The following is a 16,920-nucleotide window of genomic DNA, read 5'->3' on the forward strand; positions in this document are numbered from 1 at the left end:
CACCCCCCCCCCCCCCCCCCCCCCCTCTCCCCCCCCCCCCCCCCTCTCCCCCCCCCCCCCCCCCCCCCCCCCCCCCCCCCCCCCCCCCCCCCCCCCCCCCCCACTGGACCGGCCGCAATTCGCAGCCCGCGATTTGTCGCCGGTCCCCACAAATCAGTTCGGGAGGCCGGGCCCACCCCGACGGACCCGACCTCCCGGGGAAAGCGATCCGGGCGCGAACACCCGACCGCGAAGAGTTATTACCTGCTCGACGGTCTCCCGACGCAGGTCATAAGTCAACGCTGCCGAACGGGTGTTGCTTTCCCGCGCCGAAAGGCCCTTTGGCGTTACGAAGCGTAGGCGCGCAGGCGATCCGCCCGCTCACCCTGACGCAGCTTCGACATGACCTCTCGCTCGATCTGTCGAACGCGTTCACGGGAAAGCCCGAAGAACTTGCCGATCTGGTCGAGCGTCCGGGGCTGGCCGTCGTCGAGGCCGTAGCGCAGGCGGATGACCTGCGATTCCCGGTCGTCCAGCGTCGCGAGCACGCGGCGCAGGTCGTCCTGGAGCAGGCCGGAGATCACGGCGCTCTCGGCGTCGGTCGCCTCGGAGTCCTCGATGAAGTCACCGAGCGGGGCGTCCTCCTCGGTGCCGACCGGCATGTCGAGGCTCACCGGGTCACGCGAGTGGTCGAGCAGGTCGGAGATCTTGTGCGCCGGGATACCCGATTCGGCGGCCAGTTCCTCGTGGGTGGCGTCCCGGCCGAGCTGCTGGTGCAGGTCACGCTTGATGCGGGCCAGCTTGTTCACCTGTTCCACCAGATGGACCGGCAGCCGGATGGTGCGTCCCTGGTCGGCCATTCCCCTGGTGATGGCCTGGCGGATCCACCAGGTGGCGTAGGTCGAGAACTTGAACCCCTTGGAGTAGTCGAACTTCTCCACCGCGCGGATCAGACCCAGGTTCCCCTCCTGGATCAGGTCGAGCAGCGGCATCCCCCGGCCGGTGTAACGCTTCGCGAGCGAGACCACGAGGCGGAGGTTGGCCTCCAGCAGGTGGTTCTTCGCGACGTGGCCGTCACGCACGAGGGCGGACATCTCCGAACGCCGCTTCGGCGTGAGGCTCTCGGCCGTGTCCAGCATGTGCTGGGCGAACACGCCCGCTTCGATGCGCTTGGCCAGCTCGACCTCGTCGGCGGCGGACAGCAGCGCCGTCTTGCCGATTCCGTTGAGGTACACGCGAACGAGGTCCGCGGCCGGGCTCTGTACGTCGAGGTCTGCTGCTGCATCGGTGAACGCCCCCGCGATCACCGGCTCCTCGGTGGACTGCGCCGGGATGCGGCGCTCGCGAATCCCGCGCGCTTCGCGTTCGAGAGTCTGGACTGACATTCTGCCTCCCCGGTCACGGGCTGAACGTGCGGTGTGTCCGCCGGATCCGCCTCGGCCTAGCAGGCCCTGTGGAAAGCCCGCTACTCCTCGTCGGCCCAGCTTGGCTGGACACTTTGCTCAACGCCGGGAGATCCGAAAACGTTCCCGGCCGCTACAGAGGAGACGGGCGGCTGACCTGGGGAGTTGCTCCACCAACCCTGAGCTTTTCCTGAGAATGCCCGTGCGGGGGAGCAGCAAGCTTGGTCTAGACCTCTACGAGGAGGGTGAACGGACCGTCGTTCACGCTCCGGACCGCCATCATGGCCCCGAACCGGCCGGTTTCCACCCGGGCGCCGCGTTCGCGCAGAGCGTCGACGACGGCCGTCACGAGCGGTTCCGCGACCTCGGGCCGGGCGGCCGCGGTCCAGGAAGGACGGCGGCCTTTGCGGGTGTCGCCGTAGAGGGTGAACTGGCTTACGACGAGCAGGGGAGCACCTGTGGTGGCACAGGATCCCTCTTCGCGAAGTATGCGAGCTTCGTGCAGTTTGCGTGCCATCGTGGCGGCCTTCGTCACATCGTCGTCGACGTGGATTCCCAGCAGTACCAGCAAACCCGGCTCGTCGATGGCGCCGGTCACCTCGTCGCCGACGGTCACGCTCGCTTCCGTGACCCTCGTCACCACCGCCCGCATCAGGCGGCGGGGAGGAGCATGCCGTGCCGGACCAGCTCGCGGACGACGGGAAGCGCGGCCTCGGCCAGTTCCTCCGGTTCGAGTCCCCGCGCGGCCGCCAGCAGCACGATCAGGTCTTCCAACGGCAGCGCGCCCTGACAGCCGGCGAGCAGCCTTGTCGCCAGTTCGTCGACTTCGTGCGACCAGCCGGGGCCGTCGGTGCGGTGCAGCCGCTGGACGGTCGTGGCCCAGCCCTCCTCGCCCGGCTCGGCGACACTCTCCAGAAGGACGCTTTCCGGGACACGGAATCGGACATCGAGGAGCGAATCGCCGTTGGCGCGCAGCCATTCCACGCGATCCAGCCAGTTCGCCGCCTCGGCGCCCAGCGGGTCGTCGTAGGCCTGGCGCAGGTCCTCGCACACGATCGTCGGGGTCGCGCCGTCCGCCCGGCGAAGGGTGACGAAGCCGAAACCGATGCCCTGGACGTCGTTCTCGGCGAACCAATCGAGCCAGGCGCCGGATTTCGCACGGCCTTCGGGGGACCGGGGATCGATTCCCGCGTCCCGCAGCCATGTGCCGACGTACAGGCCCGGATCGGCGATGTCCCGCTGGACGAACCACGCGTCGGTCTCGGCGGGCAGCCAGCGGGTCACCCGATCGCCCCAGTCCTCGCCTTTCACGTGCAGCCACGAAGCCAGAAGCTGGCCGGTGCCGCCGTCGTCGAGGAAGCCGGGCAGTTGCCGCACCACGAGCGCGCTGGCGTCGTCACCGGCGAGACCGGAGTCTCGATAGGTGTAGTCGACCCGCGGCGGGCCGACCACGAACGGCGGATTGCAGACGATCTGGTCGAACCGGCGCCGCGCGACCGGCGCGAACCATGCGCCCCGCACGAGTTCGACGTCCAGTTCGTTGAGCCGGAAGGTGGCCGCGGCCAGCGCCAGCGCGCGGGCCGAGACGTCGGTCGCGGTGACCTTCTTCGCGTGACGGGTGGCGTGCAGCGCCTGGACGCCGTTGCCCGTGCCGACGTCGAGCAGGCTGCCGACCTCACGGCGGCTGGTGGCCCGGATCAGGCTGAGGGACGCGTGGCCGACGCCGAGCACGTGGTCCTCGGGCACGGTCTGGCCGAGGACATCGGCGTCGAGATCCGACACGACCCACCAGGAGCCTTCGTCGTCGCCGTGCGGGCGCACGTCGAGACCGGCCCGGTAGCCGTCCGTGGCGGGTACGAGCAGCGTCGCGGCGACCGCGTCATCGAGGGACAGTGGCGCGAAAGCGGCCTCGACGTCCTTCTCCGGTTCGGTCGAACCCAGCAGGAACAGCCGGATCAGCGTGCCGAGCTCACCCGCGTCGCGGGTCGCGCGGTAGGCGAGTTCCGGTTCGCCGCGGCCGAGGGCGGCGTGCGCGGAGCCGAGGGCGCCGACCACGCCGTCGGTGTCGTACCCCGTCCGGCGGAAGGCGTCCCGCAGCCTCGCGCAGACGTCGTCGGACAGGTCGGGTGTGCTGGGGCTTCTGCTCACGGTGGGTAATTGCGATGGATCGGGTGTGCTGGGAATTCTGCTCACGGTGGGTAATTGCGATGGATCGGGTGCGCTGGGAATTCTGCTCACGGTGGGTAATACTGCCAGGATGAGGTCGTGAGCCTCGAAAGTGTCCTGGCACCGCTGCAGGCGGCGCTGCCCGGATTGGAAGACCTGTACACCGACCTGCACCGGCATCCGGAGCTGTCGTTCGCCGAAACCCGCACCGCCGCCGAACTGGCGCGGCGCCTGGAGGCCGACGGTTATGAGGTGCACACCGGCATCGGGCGCACCGGCGTCCTGGGGGTGCTGCGCAACGGCCCCGGCCCGAAGGTGATGCTGCGCGCCGACATCGACGCCCTGCCGGTCGAGGAGAAGACCGGCCTGCCGTACGCGAGCACCGCGCGCGGTGTCGACGCCGACGGCCGCGAAGTCCCGGTGATGCACGCTTGCGGCCACGACATGCACGCCACCTGGCTCTCCGGCGCCGCCTCGCTGCTGGCGTCCGGCCGCGAACACTGGTCCGGCACGCTGATGGTCGTGTTCCAGCCGGGGGAGGAGGCCGGGGACGGCGCCGCCGGCATGGTCCGCGACGGGGTCTTCGAGCCCGCCGGCAGACCCGACGTCGTGCTCGGCCAGCACGTGGTGCCCGGCCCGGCGGGCTGGGTGCTGACCAGGCCGGGCGTGATCATGGCGGCCACCGACGCGCTCCGCATCACGCTGCACGGCCGGGGCGGGCACGGTTCGCGGCCCGAGACCACGGTGGATCCCGCCGTACTGGCCGCGTCCGTGGTGCTGAAGCTGCAAACCATCGTGTCGCGGGAGATCTCGGCGACCGAGTCGGCGGTGGTGACCGTCGGGTCGCTGCATGTCGGCACCACGCACAACGTCATCGCCGACCACGCCGTTCTCGAGGTCAACGTCCGGTCGTTCGACCAGGCCGTGCGGCAGAAGGTCGTCGCGGCGGTCGAACGGATCGTCCAGGGCGAGGCGGCCACCGCGGGCGCGCCGAAAGCGCCGGAGATCGAGCGGATCGGGTCGTTCCCGGTCACCGAGAACGACGAGGCGGCCACCGAAGGACTCACCGCCGCCTTCCGCGACCACTTCGGCGAGCGCCGGGTGATACCCGCGCCGCTGGTCACCGGCAGTGAGGACTTCAGCGAGTTCGGCCGCGCCGCCGGGGTACCGTCGGTGTTCTGGCTGGTCGGCGGGCTGGACGAGGACAAGGTGATCGCCGCGATGACCGCCGGCCGCTTCGAACAGGACATCCCGTCGAACCACTCGCCACTGTTCGCGCCGATCCCGCACCCGACGCTTTCGGCCGGCGTCGAGACGCTCGTGGTCGCCGCTTTGCATCGCCTCACCCACCCGGGTGTCGGATGAGCCCCGGGAGTGGGAGCATGGAAGCCGGAGGTGGTGCTGTGAACGCGCCCGCCCACGGTCCCGAACCGAGGGAACCCGCTCCGGTGCTGATCACCGAAGCCGCCCCGTCCTACGAAGAGCAGCTGGCCAAGCGGAAGCGGAAGTACATCATCATGATGTCGTTCCGTATCCCGTGCCTGATCCTCGCCGGGATCTTCTACGAAACCTGGTGGCTCGCGCTGGCACTCATCGCGATCTCGATCCCGCTGCCCTGGATCGCCGTCCTCGTGGCCAACGACCGGCCGCCGCGCAAGAGCGAGAAGGTCAACCGGTTCGAGGCCGAACCGACTCGCATCGAGAGCGGCGGCCATCGGGTCATCGACGGCGGCTGACTCGTTTCGCGCGTGCTATGAACGGTCCGTTACTTGCAAAATTTGCAAGTAACGGACCGTTCATAGCACTTGGGCGGATGATCACGCGTGTCGTCCGGCTGATCACGCAACGCTACGGCTGCGGCCCGACCTTCGCCACCGCACGGGCGCCCAGCCGGGTACCGGCCTGAAGGACCTGCACGGTGGACTCACCGCGCAGCCACGCCGCCAGCACACCGGCGTCGAAGGCGTCCCCGGCGCCGGTCGAGTCGATGCAGTCCGCAGGCTGGGACGGCACGGAGGTGATGGTGCCGCTCGCGTCCACCCAGCTGGCGCCGTCGAGACCGGCGGTGACCACGACCTCGCCGACGTAGTCCAGCAGTTCCTTCGCCGCCTCGGGATCGCTCGATCCGGTCAGCGCGACCAGTTCGCTGGTGTTCGGCATCAGCAGGTCGACGCCGCGCACGTCGTCGAGGAAGGCCGCCGGATCGGTGATCAGCGTCGCCGCCTGCGGGTCGACCGACGTCGTCAGCCCGGCCTTCTTCGCCGCCGCCAGCGAGGCGAGCGCAGCGGGCCGTGACGACGGGTACAGCAGGACGTAGCCCGAGAGATGCAGGTGGCTCGCGCCGCTCAGCGCCGCCTCGGTGATGTCCGAAGGGCTGAACCGCGCGTTCGCGCCGCGGTCGGCGAGCATGCTCCGCTCACCGGCGCCGTCGACGAGCACCACGACGCAGAACGTCGGTTCCTCGGGATCGACGGCGAACTCGCAGCGGACACCGGCCGCTTCGAGTTCGCTCGTCACCATGCGGCCGCCGGAATCGTCCCCGATCCGCGCGACCAGCGTGGTCTCCGCGTCCTCGGCCCGCAACCACAGCGCGGTGTTCGCGCCGGCGCCGCCGCTGGTGAAATGAACCTTCGCGCGGATGTCGCCACCGTGCGGGATCGGGCCTTCGTGCCGCGCGACCACGTCGAGGCCGACGTCGCCGACGACGACGATGCCGCTCATGCCGCGTTCCCGGCGAGCGCGACGGCCACCTCGGTGGCCAGTTCCGCGTTGGAGAGCACCAGTGCCTCGTTCGCGTCGAGGCTCACCCCGTCGCTCGCGGTGTGGAAATGCTCCAGCAGTACCGGTGTGACGTCCTTGCCGTGCACCCCTCGCGCCTTCAAGAGCTCCAGCCCTTCGGCGAGCAGCCGATCGTGCAGTTCCTTGTCCATTTCGGACGCTTCGGGAATCGGATTCGCCAGCAGCACACCGGAATTCGCGTGCGCGCGGTGGGCGGCGATGACGGAGGCGGCCTGCGCGGCGTCGTCGACCCGCCACGGCACCTCGTGGCCGGAGGAACGGAGGTAGAACGCGGGGAACTCGCCGGTGCGGTAACCCAGCACGGGTACCGAGTTGGTCTCCAGCACTTCGAGTGTCGCGGCGATGTCGAGCACCGACTTCACCCCGGAGCAGACGACCGTGGTCGGCACCTTCGCGAGCACGCCCAGATCAGCCGAGACGTCCCAGCTCCGCGCCGCGCCCTGGTGCACGCCGCCAAGCCCGCCGGTGGCGAACATGCCGATCCCGGCCGCGGCGGCGAGCGCCGCGGTGCTCGCGACCGTCGTCGCCCCGGACCGGCCGAGGCCGACGGCCGGGCCGATGTCGCGCAGCGAGAGCTTGTCCAGGTCGGCGCCGGGCGCGCAGACGCGTTCCAGCTGCTCACCCGAGAGACCGATCAGCGGGACGCCGTCGAGTACGGCGATGGTCGCGGGGACGGCGCCGCCGTCGCGCACGACCTTCTCCAGCCGCCGGGCGACGTCGAGGTTGCGGCCGGGCGGGAGACCGTGGGACAGGATGGTGCTCTCCAGCGCGACGACGGGATCGCCGGCGGCGAGGGCGGAGGCGACCTCTTCGTGGAGGGACAGTTGCGGAGTCACGGACGAACATCATCGGTGATGTGGGTCCGCGTCACGCCAGCGGGTCAATTCGGTCGCGAGGTTCTCGCGTGCCTTGTTCTCCCAGCGCGCCCGCGCGATGTCGCTGCGGTACAGCCGCGGCCGTGCCAGCAGGTTCTCCAGCACGGCCGAGCGTCCCGCCCGCCAGTCCTCGTCGGAGTAGATCGAATACTCCTCGCGGACGCTGGTTGCGTACTCCTCGTAGATCTCGGGGGTGGCGCCGAGGATCGCGAGGTCCGCGTCGAGCAGCGCCGTGGCGAGGAGGTCGTCGGCCGGGGCGGTGTGATCGATCGTGGCGAGGACCAGTTTCCCAGCGCGCTCGACTTCGGCATGGGGGACGCCGGCGTTGGTGAGCTCGGCACGGGTCCAGGCCGCGCTCGCTCGTTCGTCCTCGCCGGGGCGGGCGTCGTAGACGACGTCGTGCGTCCAGGCGGCGATGGCGACGAGTGCTCGCTCGCGGGAACCCAAGCCGAAGGCGACGGCGAGGTCGCCGCTGTCGTGGGCGACGGCCGTGGCGTGCCGGAGATCGTGATAGCGGCGGTGCGGCTCGGCGTAGCGGGTTTCGAGGTCGTTCCACGCGACGGCGGCGATCAGGTGATCGCCGCCGAGCCTGGTGACGGCGGTGGCCCAGATCATGCCGGGCACACCCAGCGAGTCGGGGAGCCCGAGAAGTCCATTTCAAGCATGCCGAACACCTTCCGTGGCCGGACCCGGATCGACGCGTTCGAAGCGGGGTCGAGCATGTCCATTCCGTACGTGGCCGGAGCCGTCCCGTAACCCGGCATGTACGGCCTGGTCGCCGGCGGTTCCGTCATCGCGCCTCCTGTGTCGCTCAGTCGAAGATCCCACGTGCTTTGGCCACCTCGTGAAGCCAGCCCTCGAGCTGTGACTCCCATTCGACCCGCTCGAGCGCGGCGTGGTCGACCTTGAACAGGCCGAGGAACTCCTGGCCGCGGCCGCCGAACCCGCCGCTCTTGGACACCCGGACCCGTTTGGTCACCTCCAGCACGACCTGCGTTTCCGACGGCGAGGACAGGAAGGTCGCCGCCACGGAGGTGAAGACGGGCGCGAACCGCGGCGAAGGGGTGAAGCGGATCTCCTGGAAGAACGGGAGCTGCTGGACCGCGCCGTTGATCCGGCCGCGTTCCAGCACGGCCTCGCGGAAGACGAAGCCGATCCGGCTGAAGGCGTCCAAGATCCGTTTCTGCGCGGGCAGCGGCTCGATCGCGACGCCGTCGACGTCGACCGGGTCGGTGACGGAGTTCGCGATGTCGAGGCTGGTCTGGAGGCCGACGGCCATCCCGGTCAGCGGTTTGCCGAAGACACTGGAGATCGGCGTCTCCCAGGGCAGGGCCACCTCGAACGGGAGGCGGATCTGCTGACCCGGCGCGATCCGCTCGTTGCCCGCCAGCTGCTGGGTGCCGAACTCGAGGTCTTCGACGCCGGGGCGGCGTTCGTCGGGCAGCGTGACCCTGGCGAGCAGCTTCACCGAGAGACCGTTGATCTCTTGATCGACTTCGCCGCCGAGCAGCAGGACCTCGCCGCGCAGCGGGCGGCCGGGGGAGACCGTGCGGTCGAGCAGCCGGGCGTCGATCTTCGCCCCGCCGGAACCGAACGTCGCGAGCACCTTCTGGAACATGGGCGAGATCCTGCCAGGTCGCCGGTGTGCGCAGGAGGATTTGGGGCATTATGGAGGGGTGAGTACACAGACCCTTCCGAAGCCGGATACCCGTCCCGAGGGCACCGATAGCACCGACGACGACGCGCCGAAGATGTTCCACTACGTGCGCAAGAACAAGATCGCCGAAAGCGCGGTCATGGGCACGCATGTGGTGGCGCTGTGCGGCGAGGTCTTCCCGGTGACGAAGTCGGCGAAGCCCGGTTCGCCGGTCTGCCCGGACTGCAAGAAGATCTACGACGGTCTCAAGCCGGGCGACTGACACCTGGCCGTCCGGTGTCCGAAACCGGACAAAATCTGAAAATCCTTCACATGGCGGCTGCCCGTCCCGGTTTTCGCTGGTAATTCATTACCGCCAGCGAAAACCCGCCGGGACGGAGCCTTCATGCGTAGAACCGGGATCGTGCTCGCCATCGCCGCGTTGGTCGCGGTGCTCTCACCCGCCGCCGCCCAAGCCGTCACCGGCTGGACCACGGTCGGCTCGGACAACGCCCGCCCGCTCGACGAGGGCCAGGGCCTGGCCACCATCGAACGGCCGTCCGGGACCATCTACCGCTACACCGGGATCGCCACGGTGCCGATGAACCTGTCGTCGCAGGGCTGGAACCACGTCGGGGACCCGGGTTCGGCACAAGGCTGGTACGTCGAGCCGTACCAGCGCGACGACAGGGGCGCGAAGCTCTTCCGCGTCGAGTCGCCCACCGGCACCTGGGTGAACTACACGCACACGCTGGAGTCGTGGGAGGCGAACAACAACTCGTTCGCCGCCGTGACCCCCGACGCCCGCTGGATGGTGGCGGGCGAGTGGGGCACGATGGACCGGCTCCTCGTGCACCCGATGCCCGGTGTCGCGCACACGAATCCGTCGGCGAACCTGCCGTACGCGTCCGCGATCCGGCTCGACAGGCCGGTGCGGGACATCCAGGGCTGCGACTTCCTCACCGCGACCCGGCTGCTGTGCGCGTCCGACGATCCCGAAGGCTCGCTCTTCGGGACCACGAAGCCGCTGCTGCAAGTGGATCTTTCCGGCGCGTTGTCCGGTTCGGACGTGACCGGGCGGGTCACGTCACTGGGGCAGCTGCCCTTGAAGAGCACCTGCGGCGGGAACTTCGAGACCGAGGGCATCGACGTCGCCTCCGACGGGACGCTGCGGGTCATCATGCTGTCGCCTTCGTGGTGTGTGGCGTTCGACAGCAAGACTTGGCGGTTCCGGAAGGCGTGAGTCGCGTGATCAGACACGTAACTCGCGTGATCGAAGGCGGAACTCACGTGATCGAAGGCGTACCTGGTCCAATCACGCGAGTCACGGCTTCGATCACGCGAGTCACGGCTTCCGTCACGTGAGTGGAAGGCACGCCGGGCGCCCACCCGGCCCCGGCGTGCCTTCCACCTCCCGCCCCCAGGTCTACGCGGTCGGCTCGGGCGTCAGCGTCTCGGAAGTCGGAGCGGCCTCCGAAGACCGACGGGCGTCCTTCTTCGCGCGGCGCTTCTCTTTTCGCGTCTCGACCATCGTGTAGAGCGTCGGCACCAGGATCAGCGTCAGCAGGGTCGAGCTGACCAGGCCGCCGATGACCACGATCGCCAGCGGCCGGCCGATGAACCCGCCCTGGCCGGTCAGGCCGAGCGCCATCGGGACCAGCGCGAAGATGGTCGCCGCCGCGGTCATCAGGATCGGCCGCAGCCGTCGCCTGCCGCCTTCGACGACGGCGTCGGCGACGCTCATCCCCGAAGCCCGGTACTGGTTGATCAGGTCGATCAGCACGATCGCGTTGGTCACCACGATGCCGACGAGCATCAGCATCCCGATCAGGGCGGGCAGGCCCAGCGCGGTCCCGGTGGCCAGCAGCAGCCCGATCGCGCCGGTCGCCGCGAACGGGATCGACACCAGCAGGATCAGCGGCTGGAGCAGGCTGCGGAACGTCGCCACCATGATCAGGTACACGATCGCGACCGCGGCCAGCAGCGCGAGGAACAGGTTCCCGAAGGCCTCCTGCTGGTCCTCGCTGACCCCGCCGAGCTTGTACGCCGCGCCGCCGGTGAAGGTCAAACCATCCAATTTGGACTGAATGGCCTTCGTGGTGGCGGCCAGGTCCGCGCCGATGTTCTTGGCGGTGACCGTGGTGCTCAGCTCCCCGGAGGTGCGGTGCACCGCGGCCGGGCCGTCCACTGTGGACACGGTAGCGACCGAGTCCAGCCGGACGACACCGGTCGCGTTCGGGATCGGCAGCGCCTTGACCGCGTCGACCGACACCGGGGCGGTTCCCGCGCGCAGCACGATGTCCGTGCGCTGACCGTCCACCGGCAACTGGGTCACCGTGCGGCCGGCGATGGCCTGGTTCGCGATCTGGCCGATCGTGGTCGCCGAAAGCCCGCTCGCGGCGGCCTTCGCGGCGTCGACCTCGACCTGCACCCGCGGCGAACCCTGCGCGAGGTCACTGGTCACCTCGGTCAGGTCCGGCACTCCGGACAGGGCCTGGCGGACCTGCTCGGCGGCGGGCTTCAGCGCCGCCTCGTCCGGGGCGGTGACGGTGATCGAGACCTGGTCCGAGTTGAACCCGCCCGCTTCCGCGCCGATCTTGACCTCGCCGAGTTCCGGCTTGTCGAGCTTGCCCCGCAACCGGTCCGAGAGCGCGTCGAGGTCGGTGTCCTTGGCGACGGTGACCTGGATGTTGGTCGCCGTTCCGCCGCCCCCGAAGAAGCCGCCCCCGCCGATGCTGACCTGGTAGGTCTCGACGGCGGGTTCGGCGGCGAGCGCCTGCTCCACCGTGCCGGCGGCCTTCTCCTTGGCCTCGGTACTGATGCCGGGCGGCAGCTTCTGCGAAAGGCTCAGCGTCGTCGAGCCGGACTGGTCGAGGAAGTTGGTGTTCAGCTGTGAGGCCAGCCCGACCGTGCCCCCGAAGATGATCAGCGCCAGCAGCACCACGGTGACGCGGCGCCGGGTGGCGAACCGGATCACCGGAACGTACCCGCGCTGCAGCAGCCCGCGGCGTTCCTTGTCCTCGGCGGCCTGGCGCGTGAGCTCGGCCTCGTGCTCGTTCGCCGGGGTCTTCGGCGGCTTGAGGAACCAGTACGCCAGCACCGGCACGATCGTCAGCGACACCAGCAATGACGCGAGCAGCGCCACGGTGACCGTGATCGCGAACGGCGAGAACAACTCGCCGACGAACCCGCCCACGAAGGCGATCGGCAGGAAGACCGCGACCGTGGTGAGGGTGGACGACGTCACCGCCCCCGCCACCTCGCGCACGCCGTCGAGCACCGCGCGCTGCTTTTCCTCGCCGTACGCCAGATGTCGTTTGATGTTCTCCAGCACCACGATCGAGTCGTCGACCACCCGCCCGATGGCGATGGTGAGTGCGCCGAGGGTGAGCAGGTTCAACGACAGATCACCGGTCCACAGCGCCAGCAGCGCCACGACCACCGAAAGCGGGATCGACACCGCCGTCACGAGCGTCGAGCGCACCGACAGCAGGAACAGCAGGATCACCACGACCGCGAACGCCAGCCCCAGCAGGCCTTCGGTGGTCAGCCCGCTGATCGCGTCCTTGACCGGGGTGCCCTGGTCGAACACGACGCTCATCTCGGCGCCGATCTTCTTCGACAGCTCGGGCAGCTTGTCCCGCACCGATTCCGAGATCGCGACCGCGTTCCCGTTCTCCACCATGGTGATCGAGAGGCCGAGGCTCGGCTTGCCGTTGGTGCGCGTGATCGACGTCGGCGGCGCGAATCCGGCCTGGACGTCCGCGACATCGCCGAGCTTCACCGGCTTGGCGGGCTGCGCGCCGGGCCGCACCGGCTGCGCCGGTGTCAGGTAAAGGTTCTTGATCGTGTCCACTGTGGTCGGTCCGCCGCCCACCTGGACGGTGAGCGTCTTGTCGCCTTCGATCAGCGTCCCGGCCGGGACGGCGGCACCCGCGGTCTGCAACGTGGTGGCGATCGACGACGGGTCGGCACCCGCGGCGGCCAGCTTCGCGTAGTCCAGCGCGACGGTGACCCGCGGCTGTCGCGCGCCGGTCACCTCGACCTCGCGGACGCCGTCGATCTTGCGCAGTTCCGGCGCGACCTCCCCGGTCAGCGCGGGTGCGAGCGCCTGCGGGTCGCCGGTGGTCCCGGCGGCGAGCAGCACGACCGGGAGATCGTCGGTGGACCCGGCCGACACCGACGGCTCGCTGTTCTGCGGCAGCCGTGCCTTGAGCCCGTCGACGACACGCTGGATCTGCCCGACGGCCGCGTCGATGTCCGTGCCGAACTCGAACTGCGCGGTGATCCGCGACAGCCCCTCCGACGACGTCGAGTTCAGCTCTTCGAGCCCCTTCAAGCCCTGCAGCCCGCCTTCGAGCGGCTCGGTGACCTGGCGGTCGACCGCGTCCGGTGACGCGCCCGCGTACGGCGTGATGACCTGCGCCTGCGGGAACTGCAGTGACGGGAACAGCTGCTGCTTCAGCTGCGGCAGGGCGAACGCGCCGAAGCCGATCACCACCAGGGCGAGCAGCCCGATGAGACTTCGGTTGCGCAGGCTCAGTCTGGCCAGCGTGGACATGGCGGTATCCCCCAGGAATGGCTCGGGACGGGCGGGTTACCGCGAGCTTTTCACGGTGGGGGGTGGACTGGATTCACACCACGGGTGGAATCGGAGTACGACTTCGGGATGAGGCCGGCTGTCAACTTCGCCGTTCGGTCACCTGGTCGGCTTCGCTCTGCGGTTCATCGTTCACCGCTTGTTCCGGTTCGCTCTCGTCGTCCTGACGGGGATGCCGCGGTGGGACGGTCGTCCGTTCCCACAGTTTGCGGCCCTCTTCGGCGCGGATCCGTTCGCTGGCGCGTTCCATTTCCAGCCGCCGCCATTTCCGGCGCTGGCGTTTCGTCGCCTTGGCGGGCCACAGTTCCTGGATCGCGCTGTTGAAGTACGCCCCGAAGACGACCGCGAGCCCGATGAAGAACATCAGCAACAGGAACGCGATCGGCGCGGCGAGCGCGCCGTAGGTGTAGCCGGTCTTGGTGATCCAGTTCAGATAGATCCGCAGGCCCACACTGGAGAGCAGGAACACGATCATGGCGAGCATCGCGCCCGGCAGGCCGCGATGCCACGGCAGCCGTCGCGGCAGCGCGAGCTTGTAGAGCGTGGTGAGCGCCAGCACGATCATTCCCCCGAGGACCGGGTAGTACAGCGTGCCGACCCAGTAGGACACCGTGTCGCGCCAGTCGGTGGGGAAGAATTGGGGGAGCAGGTCCGGCCCGATCGCCAGCAACGGCAACCCGACCACCAGGATGACCAGCCCGGCCAAGTACAGCAACAGCGCGAAGATCCGCTGCCAGAGGTCGTTGCGGACGCCGTACTGGTCGTGCGCCACGGTGATCGCGTCGACGAACGAAGACATCGCCGACGAACCCGCCCAGAGCGAGATCAGGAAACCGATCGAGACGATCTCGCCCTTGCCGACGAACAGGATGCTGTTGACCGTCGGCTCGATGATGTCGTGGACGGCGTTGTCGCTGAAGATCGTCTTGCTGAAGGTGATGATCCGGTCGTGCACCGCGGTCACGACCTCCTGGCCGAACCAGTCGCCGACGAAGCCGAGGCAACCGAGGAGCCCCAGCAGCAGCGGCGGCAGGGACAACGTCTGCCAGAACGCGGCTTCGGCGGCCTCGGAGAAGATGTTGCCGTCCCACGCCTTGCTGAGCGTGCGGCTGAGCAGGCTTAACGGACCCCTGCGGCCCTTCGCGACCTCGGCGGCCGTATCCGGACGGCCGTTCTCCTCGCTCATGCAGCTCCTCCGCCGGCGCCGAGCGCCCTTGACGGTGTCCAGCATGGTCCATGCTGCGGCATTCGGCTCGTCACCCCCTGGGTTGTCGGGTGAGTAACCCGACAACGGGGGTGGCGCTTCCGGCGTTCCATCGGTCCGGCGGGTAGTCTCTTCGAAGTGCCCTCACCTCAGGCGCCGGCGTCGCGGCCGGATATCCAAGTGAGGGTTTTCGCTTGTGACAGGGTGGATGACCAGGTGTTTTCGGATGTGGGGGGAGGGGACCGGCATGGCGGAAACGGTTGAACGCGATCGGGGCGAGCTGGGCGCGCCTCCCGCGGCGAAGGACAGCACAGCCCGCCCGCTGCGTGCCTGGCAGCGGCGAGCGCTGACGAAGTACCTGACGAAAAAACCGAAGGACTTCCTGGCCGTCGCGACGCCGGGCGCGGGGAAGACGGTGTTCGGTCTCCGGATCGCGGCCGAGCTGCTGAGCGACCGGACCGTCGAGAAGATCACCATCGTCGCGCCGACCGAGCACCTCAAGCACCAGTGGGCCGCCGCGGCCGCGGCCGCGGGTATCGCGATCGACTCGAACTTCCGCAACGGCACCGGGGTCACCTCGCGGGATTACCAAGGTGTCGCGGTGACCTACGCGCAGGTCGCGGCGCATCCGACGTTGCACCGCGTGCGCACCGAGAACCGCAAGACCCTGGTGATCCTGGACGAGATCCACCACGGCGGCGACGCGAAGTCCTGGGGCGACGCGGTCCGCGAGGCGTTCACGCCCGCCGTCCGCCGTCTCGCGCTGACCGGGACGCCGTTCCGCAGCGACGACTCGCAGATCCCGTTCGTCACCTACGAGCCCGACGGCTCGGGTTTCCAGCGCAGCAAGGCCGACCATTCCTACGGCTACGCCGACGCGCTCGCCGACGGCGTCGTCCGGCCGGTCGTCTTCCTGGCCTATTCCGGTGAGGCCTCCTGGCGCACGAGCGCCGGGGAGGAGTTCACCGCGCGGCTCGGCGAGCCGCTGACGGCCGAGCAGAACGCGCGGGCCTGGCGCACGGCGCTCGACCCGGCGGGCGAGTGGGTCCCGTCGGTGCTGCAGGCAGCGGACACGCGTCTCGCGCAGCTTCGCGCCAACGGCATCCCGGACGCGGGCGGTCTGGTGATCGCCACCGACCAGGATTCGGCACGCGCCTACGCGAAGATCCTGGAGCGCATCTCCGGTCAGAACCCGACGGTCGTCCTCTCCGACGACCCCAAGGCGTCCGGTCGGATCAAGGAGTTCTCCGATTCGACCGACCGCTGGCTGGTCGCGGTCCGGATGGTGTCCGAGGGCGTCGACGTCCCACGTCTCGCCGTCGGCGTCTACGCCACGAGCGCGTCGACCCCGCTGTTCTTCGCGCAGGCCATCGGCCGGTACGTGCGTTCGCGCAAGCCCGGCGAGACGGCTTCGGTCTTCCTGCCGAGTGTGCCGGTGCTGCTGGAACTGGCCAGTGAGCTGGAAGCCCAGCGCGACCACGTCCTCGGTAAGCCGCACCGCGAGAAGGAGGGCTGGGAGGACGAACTCCTGGCCCAGGCTAACCGCACCGAGGACGAGCCGGGCGAGGAGGAGAAGGCGTTCACCTCGCTGGGTGCCTCCGCCGAGCTCGACCAGGTCATCTACGACGGCAACTCCTTCGGCACCGCGGTGTTCTCCGGCTCCGACGAAGAGCAGGAGTACCTCGGCCTGCCGGGGCTGCTGGAGCCGGACCAGGTCCGCGCCCTGCTGCGGAAGCGGCAGGAGGAGCAGCTCTCCGACGAGAAGCGGCGCAAGCCCAAGGCCGAGGAGTCCGCCCCGGTCGCGCGGTCGCAGTCGGTCAGCGAGCGGCTCGGCAGCCTGCGCAAGGAACTGAACGCGCTGGTGGGCGTCCATCATCACCGCACCAAGAAGCCGCACGGCGCGATCCACAACGAACTGCGCCGCGTCTGCGGCGGACCGCCGACCGCGATGGCCTCGGTCGAACAGCTCGAAGAGCGGATCGTCACCCTGCGTTCCTGGTGACCGCCCCGGGCGCGCGAAAGCACCGAAGCGCGAAGGCCTCCATGGAGCGGTCCAGGATTCGTGAGTGGTAAGTCGAGTCAGAGCCGACCGTGCCGTAGGTACGCACCGCTGCGCTCAAGTGGCGGTTTCGTGTGATCGAACAGACGACGCCATTCGGTACAGGGGGGTGGGGGGGGGGGGGGGGGGGGGGGGGGGGGGGGGGGGGGGGGGGGGGGGGGGGGGGGGGGGGGGGGGGGGGGGGGGGGGGGGGGGGGGG

The 16,920-nt window shown here is 69.5% G+C and carries 15 protein-coding genes; 5 read left to right on the forward strand and 10 right to left on the reverse strand.

All coding sequences use genetic code 11. The annotated features are described in order from the left end of the window. Nucleotides 1–326: 326 nt before the first annotated feature. The 3 genes from ACZ6DT_RS36120 to ACZ6DT_RS36130 all read right to left on the reverse strand — a co-directional run bounded on the left by ACZ6DT_RS36120 (nt 327) and on the right by ACZ6DT_RS36130 (nt 3,530). A complete protein-coding gene (locus ACZ6DT_RS36120) occupies nt 327–1,364 on the reverse strand; it encodes a sigma-70 family RNA polymerase sigma factor (protein ID WP_465603659.1) in 1,038 nt (345 codons plus the stop codon). 244 nt (nt 1,365–1,608) lie between these two features. Beyond that, a complete protein-coding gene (gene dtd / locus ACZ6DT_RS36125) occupies nt 1,609–2,034 on the reverse strand; it encodes a D-aminoacyl-tRNA deacylase (RefSeq protein WP_465603660.1) in 426 nt (141 codons plus the stop codon). After that, the gene (locus ACZ6DT_RS36130; RefSeq protein ID WP_465603661.1) at nt 2,034–3,530 is read right to left on the reverse strand and encodes a DUF7782 domain-containing protein; all 1,497 of its coding nucleotides are present in this window, start codon (nt 3,528–3,530) and stop codon (nt 2,034–2,036) included. The genes dtd and ACZ6DT_RS36130 overlap by 1 nt, the downstream gene beginning before the upstream one ends. Before the next feature lie 117 nt (nt 3,531–3,647). Here ACZ6DT_RS36130 and ACZ6DT_RS36135 point away from each other — a divergent pair, with 117 nt between their 5' ends. Next, nucleotides 3,648–4,913 (forward strand): amidohydrolase, encoded by a 1,266-nt coding sequence (locus tag ACZ6DT_RS36135; protein ID WP_465603662.1) that lies wholly within the window; start codon nt 3,648–3,650, stop codon nt 4,911–4,913. A 17-nt stretch (nt 4,914–4,930) separates the two neighbouring features. Beyond that, complete coding sequence (locus ACZ6DT_RS36140) at nt 4,931–5,284, forward strand: DUF3099 domain-containing protein (protein ID WP_465603664.1); 354 nt, start codon at nt 4,931–4,933, stop codon at nt 5,282–5,284. A 112-nt stretch (nt 5,285–5,396) separates the two neighbouring features. Here the strand turns inward: ACZ6DT_RS36140 and ACZ6DT_RS36145 are convergent, their stop codons facing one another. Genes ACZ6DT_RS36145 through ACZ6DT_RS36165 form a run of 5 tightly spaced genes read right to left on the reverse strand, consistent with a single transcriptional unit; the run spans nt 5,397 to nt 8,840 of the window. Then, nucleotides 5,397–6,269: a carbohydrate kinase family protein gene (locus tag ACZ6DT_RS36145; protein WP_465603666.1), complete on the reverse strand. Its 873-nt coding sequence runs from the start codon at nt 6,267–6,269 to the stop codon at nt 5,397–5,399. Continuing rightward, nucleotides 6,266–7,183: a pseudouridine-5'-phosphate glycosidase gene (locus ACZ6DT_RS36150; RefSeq protein WP_465603667.1), complete on the reverse strand. Its 918-nt coding sequence runs from the start codon at nt 7,181–7,183 to the stop codon at nt 6,266–6,268. The genes ACZ6DT_RS36145 and ACZ6DT_RS36150 overlap by 4 nt, the downstream gene beginning before the upstream one ends. Before the next feature lie 9 nt (nt 7,184–7,192). Beyond that, nucleotides 7,193–7,837, reverse strand: coding sequence for an HD domain-containing protein (locus tag ACZ6DT_RS36155; protein ID WP_465603669.1), 645 nt, complete (start codon nt 7,835–7,837; stop codon nt 7,193–7,195). Further along, a complete protein-coding gene (locus tag ACZ6DT_RS36160; protein WP_465603670.1) occupies nt 7,834–8,016 on the reverse strand; it encodes a hypothetical protein in 183 nt (60 codons plus the stop codon). Before ACZ6DT_RS36160 ends, ACZ6DT_RS36155 begins: the two co-directional genes overlap by 4 nt. Before the next feature lie 17 nt (nt 8,017–8,033). Then, nucleotides 8,034–8,840: a sporulation protein gene (locus ACZ6DT_RS36165; protein ID WP_465603672.1), complete on the reverse strand. Its 807-nt coding sequence runs from the start codon at nt 8,838–8,840 to the stop codon at nt 8,034–8,036. A gap of 58 nt (nt 8,841–8,898) precedes the next feature. On the opposite strand from ACZ6DT_RS36165, the gene ACZ6DT_RS36170 reads away from it, so the two are divergent. Both ACZ6DT_RS36170 and ACZ6DT_RS36175 read left to right on the forward strand, forming a co-directional pair. Further along, complete coding sequence (locus ACZ6DT_RS36170) at nt 8,899–9,141, forward strand: DUF3039 domain-containing protein (protein ID WP_199746296.1); 243 nt, start codon at nt 8,899–8,901, stop codon at nt 9,139–9,141. A gap of 123 nt (nt 9,142–9,264) precedes the next feature. After that, on the forward strand, nt 9,265–10,101 hold the full coding sequence (locus tag ACZ6DT_RS36175) for a hypothetical protein (protein ID WP_465603674.1): 837 nt from the start codon (nt 9,265–9,267) through the stop codon (nt 10,099–10,101). A 183-nt stretch (nt 10,102–10,284) separates the two neighbouring features. On the opposite strand, the gene ACZ6DT_RS36180 is transcribed toward ACZ6DT_RS36175, so the two are convergent. Then, nucleotides 10,285–13,419 (reverse strand): efflux RND transporter permease subunit, encoded by a 3,135-nt coding sequence (locus tag ACZ6DT_RS36180; RefSeq protein WP_465603676.1) that lies wholly within the window; start codon nt 13,417–13,419, stop codon nt 10,285–10,287. Between the two features lie 121 nt (nt 13,420–13,540). Next, on the reverse strand, nt 13,541–14,644 hold the full coding sequence (locus tag ACZ6DT_RS36185) for a YihY/virulence factor BrkB family protein (RefSeq protein WP_465603678.1): 1,104 nt from the start codon (nt 14,642–14,644) through the stop codon (nt 13,541–13,543). A gap of 265 nt (nt 14,645–14,909) precedes the next feature. On the opposite strand from ACZ6DT_RS36185, the gene ACZ6DT_RS36190 reads away from it, so the two are divergent. After that, nucleotides 14,910–16,664, forward strand: a complete 1,755-nt coding sequence (locus ACZ6DT_RS36190; protein WP_465603680.1) for a DEAD/DEAH box helicase — start codon at nt 14,910–14,912, stop codon at nt 16,662–16,664. Nucleotides 16,665–16,920: the final 256 nt, after the last annotated feature.

It is taken from the genome of Amycolatopsis sp. NPDC041971 (assembly GCF_055588925.1).